Here is a 13,325-nt window from a genome sequence, read left to right on the forward strand (position 1 = left end):
AGTCCGTCGCTTCCCGGCCCCGGAACCGACGGACTGATCAGGCTGAGCTGGTGGGGGACCAGAGCGCGGCGGCCAAGAGCTCGGCCACAAGCACCTCGGTCAGCAGCCGTACGTCGTGATCGTCGTCGTGCGCGTACCGCAGCGAGTACGCCGCCCCGTCGACGTCGGCGCCCACGGCCACGACGGTCGAGCCCCGCTCGGCGCACCAGCGGAGGAGCTCGTCCTCCCACCGCGAGCCGGGCATGAGCAGCAGTCGGTAGTCGGTGGTCTTGGTGAGGTACACGTCGACGTGGCTCCAGTCGCCCGTCTCGTGCGCGTGCGCCACGCGGCGCGGGCCCTCGCGCAGCATCAGTGCGGACTGCTGCGCCGACGATAGCCGGCTCACCGGCGCCACCACGTGGGTGCCGTCGGGCCCGACGAGGAGGTCGTGCATCCGGGGCAGCCAGTCGCCGGCGCGGGACGCGAGATCGGCTCCCGCATCGGCTGACCGACGTACGAGTGCAGACAGGTCACGGTCGAGCCCGAGCAGGTGCCGCTCGAGCGCGAGCAGCGCGATGAGGGTGTGCTGGAAGGTCCGACACGCCACCCCTCCGCGCTCCGCGCCGGCGCGCATGTCGACGACGGTCGAGACCGACTGCGCCAGAGCGGATTCCGGCTTGTTGGTCAGCAGCACCAAGGGAGCGCGATCGCGGTAGTGCTCGACGGCGGCCACGGTCTCTCGCGAGCCTCCTCCCGCCGACACCGCGACCACGACGTCGCCCTCGCGCACGTCGGTCAGCAGGTCGCTGCTCGCGAGCTCGCTCGCGGCGTCGAACCCCCGGGCGCGCAGCCTCGCCGCCGCCACTCCTGATGCGAAAGCCGACGAGCCCATGCCGACCAGCACGATGCGGCGTGCGTCGTCCGGCAGGACTGTCCACGGGTCCTCGGCGGCGAGCACGTCGGCAAGGGCAGCGAGCCGGGCCGGCTTCTCGGCGAGGTCGGCGGCGAACAGGTCGGGCTCCACGGTCACTCCTCGGACGGGATCAGGTCGGCGAGCGCGAGGTCCGGCACGTAGACCCAATGCGGGAGGTGGCGGACGGCGTAGAGGTACTCGCGCACCTCCTGGTGCAGGCGCAGCGGGAGGAGCAGTCGCTCGTCGAGGAGGTCCGCGGACATCATGCCCGCGAGGGTCTCGCGGTAGTCGTGCAGGAAGGCTGCCTGGGCCTGCTCGATCCAGATGCGGACGGCGGCGGCGTCGACGCCCTCGGTCCTGAACAGCACCACCCGCCCCACGTGGTCGAGGGACGCGAGCATCCCGGCGACGTCGACGGCGGCGGGCCTGCGCACGAGCCGCTCGGACGGCGTGAGCACAGGGTTGCCGTCGAGGTCGGTCACGGAGTACTGCGCGGGGTCGCCGTACCGGAGCACCTGGCCCACGTGGTGGTCGCCGTGGACGTCGATGAGCACCGCACCTGCGGCTGAGGCGAGCACGTCGAGCTCAGCCTCGATGCGCGGCGCGCGCGCCCGCAGCCGGTCGCCCTCGTGCCCGCCCACCACCTCGAGCGCCTCGGCGAGGTCGGCACGGGCAGCCTGCGACCAGGCCTCGGCCTGCTCGGCGGTCGCCTCGCCGCGCCCGGTCGCGGCGAAGGCGACGTGCATGCGGGCGGTGAGCGACCCGAGCCGGCGGGACGGCGCGAGCGCGGCGTCGAGGGCGAGGTCGCCGCGCGCGTACGCCCGGACGTCCTCGACCATCCAGTCCCAGCCGTCGACCGCGCCGGGCAGGAACTCGACGACCGCGGCGAGCAGCACGGCCCGGCCGTCGACCACCCGCTCCAGCGTGCCCCACGGCCGCGGGGTCTCGCCGAAACCTGCAGAAGCCAGGGCCGCAAGCCGTTGCGGCGCAGGCGATCCGGGTTCGCCGTCGGAGGGAAGGCGCAGGGACCACTTGACCACGGCTCGCTCGCCGACCACGACCGACTCGTTGGTCTGGTCGACCGTCACGCCCCGTTCTCCGGTCACCGTCTCGTGGTGCCAGGCGCTGACGCGGTACGGCCCGCTGCTCGCGTGCGTGTCCTGCACGAGCAGTGCCACGAGACGCTCTGCCGTGCCGTCACCCGGGAGCGACCGGCGCACGGTGTCGCCCTCGCGGACGAGCGGGACCGTCCAGCGGTCGCCGTCGCCGGTCTGCACGACGCCGACGCTGTGCCCGCCGCCGAGGTCGATCAGGTCGACGAGCGAGAGCGGTCCGGTGACCTCGGTCGTTGCGCCGCGCGGACGCACGGGGAGGACCAGCGACGGGTCTGCCGCCGCGACCAGGTCCGTCCAGGGCGACGTCACGCGCCCGCGCCCTCCGCGGCGTCGACGTGGGCACGACCGACCTGCTCGATGACGTCGGCGCCACGACGCAGCCCGTCCCGGAGACGCACGGCCGCGCCGACCGCCGCGACCCGTGCCTGCAGGCTCGGGTCGAGGACGGTCGCGAGCGCGGCGTCCATCTCCTCGTCGGTGAAGGTGTACGTCGCCAGCCGCACACCGAAGCCGGTCTCGTCCATGCGCTGCGCGTTGTCGTACTGGTCCCAGAACAGGGGGAGCAGGATCATCGGCTTGCCGAAGTGGACGGCCTCAGTGGTGGTGTTGTTGCCACCGTGGGTGATGACCGCGTCCACCTGCGGGATGAGCGTGGTCTGGGGCAGGAACTCCGCGCCGACCATGTTGTCGGCCAGCTCGTAGTCGGCGTGCTGCGGTCCCTTGCTCACGATGTAGCGGTGCGGCGTGCGCCCGAGGACGTCCACGAGGCGCTTCATGAGGTCGACGTCGGCGCTGCCGAGCGAGCCGAGCGACAGGTAGATGAGCGCGCTGCCCTCGGGCCGGTCGCGGACGATCTCGGGCAGCTCGTACTGGACGTCGGTCTCCCGGACGCTGGAGTCCATCCGGTGCCAGGTCGGGCCGAGCGGCCGGGCGTCGGTGTAGTCGGCCTCCTCCGGGAACACGTAGAGGTTGGCGACCTCGGACTCGTGGATGAACTCGAGGTCGGGCAGCGCGGGCGCGCCCTGCTCGACGACCCAGGCGTTGAACGTCTCCCACATCGGTCGGTGCGTGCGGTCGTACTCCGCGAGGAACGAGGCCCACTCGCTGCGGTCGTCTGCGGGGAGGCCGGAGTACGCGGGAGCGATGCCCTCGCCCTTCACCTCGAGCGGGTTGCACGACACGATGCGCACGAACGGGACGCCGGCCGTGACGAGCGCGGGGAAGGCGATGACGTTGTCCTCGACGATGACGTCCGGCTGCACGCGCTCGATGATCGCCTTGAGCTGAGGCTCGCAGTAGAGGGCGCCGTCGATCAGCGCCTGCCAGGTCGGTGCCATGAACGTCTCGAGCTGCTCGACGGTGGGCTTGCGGAACTCCGGTGCCGTGTCGCGGATGAAGTCCTTCCAGAACTGTCCGGCGTCCTGGTCCTCGGCTCCCTCGGCCGGCGGCGAGAGGTCGACGAGGTCCTCGCCGAATCCGAGAGCCTCGAGCTTTCCCCTCCACGAGGCCTCGGCCGCGAAGACGACGCGGTGGCCGCGCTTGGCGAGGACGTCGCCGATCCCGACGCACTGGTTGGTCGGGCCGTAGGCAGACTCTGGCATGAACAGGATGGTTAGCGGTCGGCCCATCGGGTCTCTTCCTCGCTCGTCGGTGGTGGGGAGGGACGTCGGTCAGGTCTCGTCGACGGGCAGAGGATGGCCCGTGGCAAGTCGTGCGTAGTCGAGGATCAGCCGGGTGGCTGTGCCGTGGTCGATGCTGGAATGCCGGGCCATCATGCGGTAGCCGTAGGCGTCCTCGAGCGACACGAGATTGCGCCCGATGGTCAGCGAGCTGTCGGCGAGGTGGAAGGCGCCCTGCGCGGCGCCGGACTCGAGGATCACCTGGTACATCGCGACCTGACGGTCGTAGAGCGAGGTGAGGAGCGCGGCGTACACGGTGTTGCGCGCCGCCGCGCCGCCCAGCTCGCACAGGAGCCGCACGTCGGGGTCGTCGCTGTCCACGGGCAGGCCCGACGCGATGGTGACCACGAGCTTGCGGGCCGGGTCGTCGATGCCCTCCACCGCGCGCATGCGGTAGTCGTGGAACCGCTCCATGCCCGCGCGGTTGGCGTCGAGGAGCAGGTCCTGCAGGTCGGGGTAGTGGTAGAGCACCGCGCCGGATGTGAGACCGGCCTGCTCGGCCACCTGGTTGAGGCGGACGGACGTGCCGTGCTCGAGCATCGCGCGCCGCGCGGCCTCCACGAGGTCTGCACGGCGCTCGGTGCGCGGCTTGGGTCTCGTCGCCACGTCTCACCTCCTCCGGTCGCCGCACAGTACCGGGCGATCCGGCCTGCGAGAAGACTCCACCGCGCATGTTTCGGTTTGAATCCGGATTCAACGATTCGGTAAACCTCGTGTTACGCCAACGGCTCTGACCCTTGCGCCGCTCTGAGTCCCAGTGCAACACTCCGCCCCACGCCGGGCTACGCCGGCGCCGAGCAGCACCGGGGGTGTGCGCTCGACAGGACCCGACCGGGAGCTTGCACATGCGACGTACTGCACGCACGAACCGCCGCACCGCGTGGCTGGCCACCGGGGCTGCCGCCTCCATGCTCGTCCTGTCCGCCTGCGCGAGCAGCGGCGGTGACGGCGGTGGGGCGAGCGCGCTCCCGAGCGACAGTCTCGACGCCAACGCCGATCTCAAGGCGCAGTCCCTCGTGGTCTCCAACTGGGAGGCCTATATGCCCGAGGACCTGCCGACGAAGTTCGAGTCGGCGGTCGGGCCCAAGGTGACGGTCACGAACCACGCCACCAACGAGGAGATCATGGCCAAGCTCACCGCGGGCGGTGACTCGGGCATCGACGTCGCGTTCGTCTCGGGCCAGTTCGCGCAGGCTCTCGCCGAGCAGGGCCTGGTGGAGCCGATCCACGCCGACCTGATCCCGAACCTCGCAAACCTCTACCCCGAAGCGTCTCAGCTCTCCTACGACAAGGGCAACAAGTACTCGGTCCCCTACTCGTGGGGAACCACGGGCATCTGCTACCGCAGCGACCTCGTCGCGACCGCCCCGACGAGCTGGGGCGACATCCTGAACCCGGCCCCGGACGTCACCGGCAAGACCACGGCGCTGGCGACCGAGCGCTGGCTGATGCTCCCTGCGCAGAAGCTGCTCGGCTACTCGGCGAACACCACCAACCCCGACGAGATGGCGAAGGTCAAGGAGCAGCTGCTCAAGACCAAGCCGACGCTCCTGGCCTACGACGACACGACCTTCTACTCGCGCCTGGTCTCGGGCGAGGCGTCGATGGTCGTGGCGTGGGACGGCTGGTGCAACTACGGCATCGCCGAGAACAAGGACATCAAGTTCGTCGTGCCCAAGGAGGGCAGCGACCTCTGGGCCGACACGATGGTGGTCCTCAAGACGTCGAAGAACAAGGAGGCGGCACACGCCTTCATCAACTACGTCCTCGATGCCGACAACGGCGCCTGGGTGATCGACAACATCCTCTACAAGGTGCCGAGCAAGGCTGCCATGGACAAGGCCGCCGGTGCGCTCGTCGCCGACTACCCCAACATGGGCATGACCCCGGCCGAGCTGCTCAAGGGCGAGAGCCTGGTCGACCTGGGTGAGTTCGGTCCGGAGTACACGAAGATCGCGACCGAGGTGACCGCGGGCTGATGGCCTCGACGACCACTCGCCGGGGGCGGGGCTCGCGCCTCGCCTCCGGCGAGCGGCTCGTGCTCACCGGGCCCGGGCTGCTCTACCTCACCGTCTTCATGGCGGTCCCGCTGCTGCTCGTGCTGGTCTACGCGTTCTTCCAGCGCGGCCGGTTCGGCGGGGTCGTGTGGCGGTTCTCGTTCGACAACTTCGTGCGCGCCCTCGACCAGGTCTACGTGTCGGTCCTCGGCAGCTCGCTCGTCATCGCCGGGGTCACCACCCTCCTGGCACTGCTGCTCGGCTATCCGGTGGCGTACGGCATCGCCAAACTGCCGCGCAGCTGGCGCACGGTGGCCCTCGTGCTCGTCGTCCTGCCGTTCTGGACGAACTTCCTCATCCGCACGTACGCGTGGATCGTCCTGCTCAACTCCGAGGGACCGCTCAACAAGGGACTCATCGGCATCGGGCTGATCGACGAGCCGCTCGGCCTGCTGTACACGCCGGGGGCGGTGGTGGCCGGCCTGCTCTACGCCTACCTGCCGCTCATGATCCTTCCGCTCTACGCGTCGGTGGAACGTCTGGACCCGCAGCTGCGCGAGGCCGCAGCCAATCTGGGCGCCACGCCCTGGCGGACCTTCCGAGACGTGACGCTCCCGCTCACCCTGCCCGGCGTCATCACCGGCTGCCTCTTCGTCTTCGTGCCGAGCCTCGGCAACTTCGTCGTGCCGGAGCTGCTCGGCGGGGGCAAGACGGTGATGGTCGGCAACCTCATCCGCGACCAGTTCCTGAAGGCGCGCGACTGGCCGTTCGGTGCCACGCTCGCGCTCGTCGTCATCGCCTTCCTCGTCGTGCTCTTCGTCCTGCAGTCGTGGGTGTCCCGTCGCGTCGCGGGGGGTGCCCGCGATGCGTAGTCTCGGCTGGCTCCGGCTGCCGCTCGTCGTGACGTACGTCTTCCTCTACCTGCCGATCCTCGTGCTGGTGGTGCTGTCGTTCAACGCGTCCAAGCAGCCGTTCTCGTGGGGCGGGTTCAGCACGAAGTGGTACGCCGAGCTCGCCGGCAACGCCGACGTGCTGCAGGGTCTCGGCAACACGCTGATCGTGGCTCTGGGGGCGACGGTGCTGTCGACGATCCTCGGCACCTTGCTCGCGGTGGGCCTGCATAGGCACTCGCGGTCCAGCCTTCTCGACGCGTACGCGCTGGTACCGGCGATCCTGCCGGACCTCGTCCTCGGCATCGGCCTCCTCGCGTTCTTCACGCTGGTCTCGATGACGCTCGGCCTGTGGTCGGTGCTGCTCGCCCATGTCGTGTTCGGCATGGCGTTCGTGACCGCCGTCGTGCGGGCCCGGCTCTCCCAGGTGGATCCCTCGCTCGAGGAGGCGTCGCGCGACCTCGGGGCCGGGCAGGTGTCGACGTTCTTCCGCATCACCGTCCCGGGCCTGATGCCCGCGATCGTGGCCGGCGCCCTGCTCGTGTTCACGCTGTCGCTCGACGAGTTCGTCATCGCCTTCTTCACCAACGGGCCCAGCTCGCCGACGCTGCCGATCGTCATCTACTCCATGGTGCGGTTCGGCGTGACACCGGAGATCAACGCCCTCGCCAGCATCCTCATGCTCGTCAGCTTCACCGCCGTCATCAGCGTGCAGCGGCTGACCCGACCCACGGACACCGTATGAACGCGACCAGCCCCCTCGTCAGCATCCGCGGCGTCTCGCGCGCGTTCGGCGACGTCGTCGCGCTCGACGACGTCAGCCTCGACATCCAGGAGAACGAGTTCTTCGCGCTGCTCGGCCCGTCCGGCTGCGGCAAGACCACGCTGCTGCGCGTGATCGCCGGGTTCGAGCAACCCGACTCGGGCGCCGTCCTCCTGTCGGGCGACGACCTGCTCGGGCTGCCGCCGCACCGACGTCCGGTGAACCTCATGTTCCAGTCGTACGCGTTGTTCCCCCACATGTCGGTGGAGAAGAACATCGCGTACGGCCTCGAGCGCGAGGGTCTTCCGAAGGAAGAGATCCGCACGAGGGTCGCCGAGGTGCTCACCACGGTGGGGCTCTCCGACCTCGCGCGCCGGAGGCCGAACCAGCTCTCGGGCGGCCAGCGCCAGCGCGTGGCGCTCGCCCGCGCGATCGTCAAGCGTCCGCGGCTGCTCCTGCTCGACGAGCCTCTCTCGGCCCTCGACCGCAAGGTGCGCGCCGAGATGCAGCTCGAGCTCAAGCGTCTCCAGCACGAGGTCGGCATCACCTTCGTGGTCGTCACCCATGACCAGGAGGAGGCGATGTCGATGGCCGACCGCATCGCGGTGATGGGTTCCGGCCGCGTGCAGCAGGTCGACTCGCCCATCGACCTCTATCAGCGGCCCGCCACGCGCTTCGTCGCGGACTTCATCGGCACCAGCAACCAGTTCACCGGCACCGCCGCCGAAGGCGGCGTGCTCGTCAACGGCGTCGTGCTCCCGGGCCAGCCCACGGGAGGGGCGCCCACCGGTGCGGCCGTGCTCGTGGTCCGCCCCGAGGACACGCGCCTGGTCGACGAGGCGTCGGCGTACGTCAGCGGCACGGTCGTCGACACGCAGTTCTACGGCGGCGTCTCGACCGTGGCCGTCGAGGTGCCCGGCCACGGTGCCCCCGTGCTGCACACTCGGCCGGGCGCACCCGAGGCTGATCGCGGTGCCGTGGTCCATATCTCCTGGGACGCGGCCAAGGCCGTCGTGCTCGCGGGCTGAGGGGCTGCGCCCGTGACCCTCGCCTCGTCGTCCGCGCTGGTGGACCCCGCACTCCGTGACGCGGAGCACCGGGTCTTCTGGACGGACCGCCCGGATGCGCCTCCGGCGGCGCCGCCGCTCGCCAGTCGGGTGCGCACCGACCTGCTCGTGATCGGCGGCGGTCTCACCGGGCTGTGGACCGCGATCGAGGCGCTGCGCCGCGACCCGTCGCGCGACGTGATGCTGCTCGAGGCCGACGTCGTCGGGTCCGGGGCTTCGGGCCGCAACGGCGGCTTCATCTCCGAGTCGCTGACGCACGGCATCGCGCACGGCAACGAGACCTGGCCGTCCGAGATGCCCGAGCTGCTGCGGCTCGGTCGCGAGAACCTCGCGGAGATCGCGGACTTCGTCGCTGCGGAGGGGATCGACGCGCAGCTGCGGCTCCGGGGCAAGTCGCTCATCGCAGTCACGCCCCACCAGCTGGCCGGCCTCGCCTCCGCCCACCGGCAGCACCAGGCGGCCGGTGAGGACTCCGAGCTCCTCGATGCCGAGGCTGCGCGTACCGACGTCGACTCGCCGACGTACCTCGGTGCGCTGCGGGTGCGGACCGGCGGCGGCACGCTCGACCCCGCGGCCCTGTGCTGGGGCTTGCGCTGCGCTGCCCTCGCACGCGGCGCACGTCTGCACGAGCACTCACCGGTGACCGGGATCGCGGCAACGGCAAGCGGTGTCGAGGTGACGACGGCGAGCGGCTCGGTGCAGGCCCAGCGGGTGGTGCTCGGCACCAACGCCTTCCCGCCGCTGCTCCGCCGGCTGCGCAGCTGGATCCTGCCGGTGTACGACCACGTGCTCGTCACCGAGCCGCTCACGCCGTCGCAGCGCGCGTCGATCGGATGGCGCGAGGAGCAGGGGCTCACCGACGCCGGCAACCAGTTCCACTACTACCGGATCACGCCCGACGGCCGGATCCTGTGGGGCGGATACGACGCGATCTACCACTTCGCCGGTCGTGGCCCGGCCTCGGTGGAGGCGCGCGAGCAGTCGTTCCGCACGCTCGCGACGCACTTCCTCGACACGTTTCCCCAGCTCGAAGGACTCCGTTTCACCCATCGGTGGTTCGGTGCGATCGACACGACGTCGCGCTTCACGCCGCTCTTCGGCACGGCGATGGGTGGGCACGTCGCGTACTCCGTCGGCTACACCGGCCTCGGCGTGGGTGCGTCGCGGTTCGGTGCGCGGACGGCGCTCGATCTTGTCGACGGCGTCGCCAGCGAGAGGACTGCCCTCGAGCTCGTACGCCGTCGGCCCGTCCCGTTCCCGCCCGAGCCGGTGCGCTACCCGCTCGTGCGGCTGACCCAGGCGGCGCTCGCCCGCGAGGACGTCAGCGGGCGCCGCGGCACCTACCTCCGACTGCTCGACCGGCTCGGCGTCGGCTTCAACAGCTGACCGCCGGCCCGACCTCGCACCGCGAACGCACCAGGAGCTGCCATGACCGCTGGCCTGCACATCGACGGCACCACCCGCCCCGGCACCGGTGGCGTCCGCGTGCTGCACGACCCGGCCGACGGATCCGTCACGGCCGAAGTGCACGAGGCGTCGACGTCCGAGGTGGCCGAGGCGGTCTCCTCGGCGCGCTCCGCCCAGGAGGCGTGGGCCGGCCGCACGGCCGGCGAGCGAGCACGCGTCCTCCTGAAGCTGGCAGACCTCGTGGAGGATCGTGGGGAGGCGCTGACCGAGCTCGAGGTGCGCGAGTCGGGCAAGCCCTGGGCGACCTTCCTCGACGGCGAGCTGCCCTTCGCCGCCGACAACCTGCGCTTCTTCGCCGGATCGGCCCGATCGTTGGAGGGCACGGGCGCGGGGGTGCTGTCGTCGGGCTACACGTCGATGCTGCTGCGGCGCCCGGTCGGCGTCGTCGGCTCGATCGCGCCGTGGAACTTCCCGTTCATCATGGGGGTCTGGAAGATAGGCCCGGCGCTGGCCGCGGGCAACGCCGTGGTGCTCAAGCCCGCACCGGCGACGCCGAGCTCGTCGATCCTGCTGGCCGAGCTGGCCGCCGAGGCGGGACTCCCGCCGGGCGTGCTCAACGTGGTGACGGGCGGTGCCGACGTCGGCACGGCGCTCGTCTCGGACCCGGGCACCGACATGGTGTCGGTCACAGGCTCGTCGGCCACGGGCCGTGCGGTGATGGCCGCGGCCGCTGAGACGGCCAAGCGCGTGCACCTCGAGCTGGGCGGCAAGGCCCCCGCGATCGTGTTCGCGGACGCCGACCTCGAGGCGATGGCGCGGGCTGTCGCCCTGGGGGCGACGTACAACTCGGGCCAGGACTGCACCGCGGCGACCCGCGTGTACGTCGATCGCTCCCGCTACGCCGACGCCGTCGACGCGATGGCCGCAGTCATCCGGGCGATCCGCGTGGGCGCGCCGCGCGAGGAGGGCACCGACATCGGTCCGCTCATCACGCGCGAGCACCGCGACCGCGTGCACGGTTTCGTCAGCCGGGCCGCCGAGGCGGGTGCGGAGATCGTCGTCGGAGGCGAGCTGCCGGACGGCGCGGGGGCGTACTACGCGCCGACTCTCGTAGCCGGACCCCGGCAGGACAGCGAGATCGTGCAGGGCGAGGTGTTCGGCCCCGTCCTCGTCGTGCTGCCGTTCGACTCCGAGGACGACGCCGTACGGCTCGCGAACGACTCGCGGTACGGCCTGGCGTCATCGGTGTGGACGCAAGATGTCGGGCGCGCGCTGCGGGTGAGCCACCGCCTCGACGTCGGCGTCACGTGGGTGAACGACCACCTGCCGATCGCGTCCGAGGCGCCGCATGGCGGCGTGAAGGGCAGCGGCTTCGGCAAGGACATGAGCCACGAGGCGGTGCTGGAGTACACCGTGACGCGCCATCTGATGGTCAAGCACGCGGCGCCGGTCGTCGACCTCAGCAGCTTCCGCCCCGCCTGACCCCTCGCCCCCGGGGTGCGAGTGATCAATCCGTCGCTTCCCGGCCCCGGAAGCAACGGATTGACCAGGGTGAGCGGGTGGGGGGTCAGGGGAGCCAGCTGACCTTGCCGCCGAGGAGGGCGTAGCCCACGAACGCGACGGCGTCGATGAGGAAGTGCGCGACGACGAAGGGCATCACGCGGCGCCAGCGGCGGTAGAGCACGCCGAACACCAGGCCCATCGCGATGTTGCCGACGAAGCCGCCGAAGCCCTGGTAGAGGTGGTACGCCCCCCGCAGGAATGCGCTGGTGCCCAACGCCTTCCACGGCTTCCAGCCGAGCTGGTCGGCGCGGTGCAGGAGGTAGGCGAGGACGATGACCTCTTCGACGATCGCGTTGTAGGCGGCGTACAGGATCGGGTATGCGGCGTTCCACCAGCCGCCCTCGAGCGTCACGGCGGCGATCCGCACGCTGAAGCCCATGTTGTAGGCGATCAGGTAGAAGACGAGACCGACGCCCCCGATGCCGGCGGCGAGCGCGGCGCCGCGCAGCAGGTCGCGCTTCCAGTCGCGGAGGTCGAACCCGATCGTGCGCGCACCCTCGCCGCTGCGGCGCAGCAGGTGGATCACGAGCAGCACGGGGATGAGCGCGAGACCGATGCGGGTGGCCTGGTACATGAAGTCGAGCCACGGGCGGTCGATGACGTAGGTCGTGATCAGGGTGGTCGTCTGCTGGCGCAGCGGAGTGCCCTTGGTGAGGGAGTCGACCAACGAGACGAACGAGCGCAGCGCCGACGCCGCGATCGAGACCCAGAGGACCAGCCACACCTCGGCGAGGAGGGTGCGTCGGTCGGGGATAGTCCGCGGGGCGGTCTCCGGTGCCAGGGCGGGCGGGCCCGGGCGCTCAGCCGCCTCGGCGGGCTGGTCGGGCGTGCCGTCCGTGCTGCTCATGCTCCCGACCGTACGGCGTGCGGGCGTGCTCCCGGTCGCCGGGACACGGTGCGGTCTGCGGGCACGGCGTCGTACTCCTGCTCGGTGGGGCCCAGGCGGAATGGGGGCGGGTGCGGTGGCGTTGCCTTCAGGGATGACGTGCGCAGGAGCGCGCGGGTTCCGACTGTTGGAGAATGGGCGCATGCGACCGGAGAACCTGTACGAGATCGTGATCGACGACGTCGACGTCGAGTCGCCCGTCCTCGTGCACGCGCTCGGCGGCTTCCTCGACGCCGGGGCCGCCCGGCAGCTGGCCGTGGCGCACCTGCTCGCGACGTACGAGCACCGGACCGTGGCCGAGTTCGACATCGACGCGCTGTACGACTACCGCGCGCGCCGTCCGCGGATGATCTTCGACACCGACCACTACGAGTCGATCGACTACCCCGAGCTGCGGCTCTCGGAGCTCACCGATCAGAACGGCACCGGCTTCTTCCTGCTGCACGGCCCCGAGCCCGACTTCGGGTGGCGCTCGTTCAACGCCGCCGTGGTGCAGCTCGTCGAGAGGTACGGCGTACGCCGCTCCATCGGTCTCAACGCGATCCCCTGGGCGACTCCGCACACGCGCCCGATCGGTGTGACCGCGCACGCGACCGATCCGTCGATCGTGATGGGACGCTCGACGTTCGTGGGTGCGATCCAGGTGCCCGGCCACCTGGCGGGTGCGCTCGAGCTCGCCATCGGCGACGCGGGGCACGAGGCCATGGGCTTCGCGGTCCACATCCCGCACTACCTCACCCAGGTCGAGTACCCGCGCGCTGCCGTGCAGCTGCTGCAGGAGGTCGCCGTAGCCGGCGATCTCGCGCTCGACTGGTCGGCGCTCGAGATCGCGGCCGACATCGCCGATCGCGAGATCAACGAGCAGGTGGCCGCGAACCCCGAGAACCTCGAGGCCGTGCACGCCCTCGAGGCGCAGTACGACGCCATGGCCCGCGGGGCGGCGACGGCGCTGCGGATGGCCGACCTCGTCGACGACGAGGAGCTGCCGAGCGGCGACGAGATCGCCGCCCAGCTCGAGGACTTCCTCCGCGAGATGGACGAGGGCAAGCCCGAAGACCGCTCCTGA

The 13,325-nt window shown here is 71.0% G+C and carries 12 protein-coding genes; 7 read left to right on the forward strand and 5 right to left on the reverse strand.

The annotated features are described in order from the left end of the window. Positions 1–37: 37 nt before the first annotated feature. The 4 genes from ACFQGU_RS01250 to ACFQGU_RS01265 all read right to left on the reverse strand — a co-directional run bounded on the left by ACFQGU_RS01250 (position 38) and on the right by ACFQGU_RS01265 (position 4,292). A complete protein-coding gene (locus tag ACFQGU_RS01250; protein WP_386763531.1) occupies positions 38–1,003 on the reverse strand; it encodes an SIS domain-containing protein in 966 nt (321 codons plus the stop codon). A gap of 2 nt (positions 1,004–1,005) precedes the next feature. Continuing rightward, positions 1,006–2,316, reverse strand: a complete 1,311-nt coding sequence (locus tag ACFQGU_RS01255; protein WP_386763532.1) for an aminoglycoside phosphotransferase — start codon at positions 2,314–2,316, stop codon at positions 1,006–1,008. Beyond that, a complete protein-coding gene (locus tag ACFQGU_RS01260; protein WP_386763533.1) occupies positions 2,313–3,608 on the reverse strand; it encodes a glycosyltransferase in 1,296 nt (431 codons plus the stop codon). The genes ACFQGU_RS01255 and ACFQGU_RS01260 overlap by 4 nt, the downstream gene beginning before the upstream one ends. A 69-nt stretch (positions 3,609–3,677) precedes the next feature. After that, entirely contained in the window at positions 3,678–4,292 is a 615-nt protein-coding gene (locus ACFQGU_RS01265) for a TetR/AcrR family transcriptional regulator (protein WP_386763534.1), read from the reverse strand. 239 nt (positions 4,293–4,531) lie between these two features. Between ACFQGU_RS01265 and ACFQGU_RS01270 the strand changes: the two genes are divergently transcribed. The 6 genes from ACFQGU_RS01270 to ACFQGU_RS01295 are packed head-to-tail and all read left to right on the forward strand — an operon-like array spanning position 4,532 to position 11,292. Then, positions 4,532–5,665, forward strand: a complete 1,134-nt coding sequence (locus ACFQGU_RS01270; protein WP_386763535.1) for a polyamine ABC transporter substrate-binding protein — start codon at positions 4,532–4,534, stop codon at positions 5,663–5,665. Further along, positions 5,665–6,555, forward strand: a complete 891-nt coding sequence (locus tag ACFQGU_RS01275; protein WP_386763536.1) for an ABC transporter permease — start codon at positions 5,665–5,667, stop codon at positions 6,553–6,555. Before ACFQGU_RS01270 ends, ACFQGU_RS01275 begins: the two co-directional genes overlap by 1 nt. After that, entirely contained in the window at positions 6,548–7,318 is a 771-nt protein-coding gene (locus tag ACFQGU_RS01280; RefSeq protein WP_386763537.1) for an ABC transporter permease, read from the forward strand. The genes ACFQGU_RS01275 and ACFQGU_RS01280 overlap by 8 nt, the downstream gene beginning before the upstream one ends. Further along, positions 7,315–8,364 (forward strand): ABC transporter ATP-binding protein, encoded by a 1,050-nt coding sequence (locus tag ACFQGU_RS01285; protein ID WP_386763538.1) that lies wholly within the window; start codon positions 7,315–7,317, stop codon positions 8,362–8,364. Before ACFQGU_RS01280 ends, ACFQGU_RS01285 begins: the two co-directional genes overlap by 4 nt. 12 nt (positions 8,365–8,376) lie before the next feature. Then, positions 8,377–9,789 carry an NAD(P)/FAD-dependent oxidoreductase gene (locus ACFQGU_RS01290; protein WP_386763539.1) on the forward strand — a complete coding sequence of 471 codons (1,413 nt, stop codon included), beginning with the start codon at positions 8,377–8,379 and terminating at the stop codon, positions 9,787–9,789. Between the two features lie 42 nt (positions 9,790–9,831). Continuing rightward, on the forward strand, positions 9,832–11,292 hold the full coding sequence (locus ACFQGU_RS01295) for an aminobutyraldehyde dehydrogenase (protein WP_386763540.1): 1,461 nt from the start codon (positions 9,832–9,834) through the stop codon (positions 11,290–11,292). 85 nt (positions 11,293–11,377) lie between these two features. Here the strand turns inward: ACFQGU_RS01295 and ACFQGU_RS01300 are convergent, their stop codons facing one another. Then, the gene (locus ACFQGU_RS01300; protein WP_386763541.1) at positions 11,378–12,220 is read right to left on the reverse strand and encodes a CPBP family intramembrane glutamic endopeptidase; all 843 of its coding nucleotides are present in this window, start codon (positions 12,218–12,220) and stop codon (positions 11,378–11,380) included. Between the two features lie 181 nt (positions 12,221–12,401). Here ACFQGU_RS01300 and ACFQGU_RS01305 point away from each other — a divergent pair, with 181 nt between their 5' ends. Continuing rightward, positions 12,402–13,325, forward strand: a complete 924-nt coding sequence (locus tag ACFQGU_RS01305) for a PAC2 family protein (RefSeq protein WP_386763542.1) — start codon at positions 12,402–12,404, stop codon at positions 13,323–13,325.

Origin of the sequence: Longivirga aurantiaca, assembly GCF_042660085.1 — a bacterium.
Classification (GTDB): Bacteria; Actinomycetota; Actinomycetes; order S36-B12; family CAIYMF01; genus Longivirga; species Longivirga aurantiaca.

Excerpts from the sequence above, each read along its gene's own strand:
- ACFQGU_RS01280 (WP_386763537.1), top strand. The coding sequence starts at position 6,548 with ATGCGTAGTCTCGGCTGGCTCCGGCTGCCGCTCGTCGTGACGTACGTC.
- ACFQGU_RS01300 (WP_386763541.1), bottom strand. The coding sequence starts at position 12,220 with ATGAGCAGCACGGACGGCACGCCCGACCAGCCCGCCGAGGCGGCTGAG.
- ACFQGU_RS01295 (WP_386763540.1), top strand. The coding sequence starts at position 9,832 with ATGACCGCTGGCCTGCACATCGACGGCACCACCCGCCCCGGCACCGGT.
- ACFQGU_RS01275 (WP_386763536.1), top strand. The coding sequence starts at position 5,665 with ATGGCCTCGACGACCACTCGCCGGGGGCGGGGCTCGCGCCTCGCCTCC.
- ACFQGU_RS01260 (WP_386763533.1), bottom strand. The coding sequence starts at position 3,608 with ATGCCAGAGTCTGCCTACGGCCCGACCAACCAGTGCGTCGGGATCGGC.
- ACFQGU_RS01285 (WP_386763538.1), top strand. The coding sequence starts at position 7,315 with ATGAACGCGACCAGCCCCCTCGTCAGCATCCGCGGCGTCTCGCGCGCG.
- ACFQGU_RS01270 (WP_386763535.1), top strand. The coding sequence starts at position 4,532 with ATGCGACGTACTGCACGCACGAACCGCCGCACCGCGTGGCTGGCCACC.
- ACFQGU_RS01305 (WP_386763542.1), top strand. The coding sequence starts at position 12,402 with ATGCGACCGGAGAACCTGTACGAGATCGTGATCGACGACGTCGACGTC.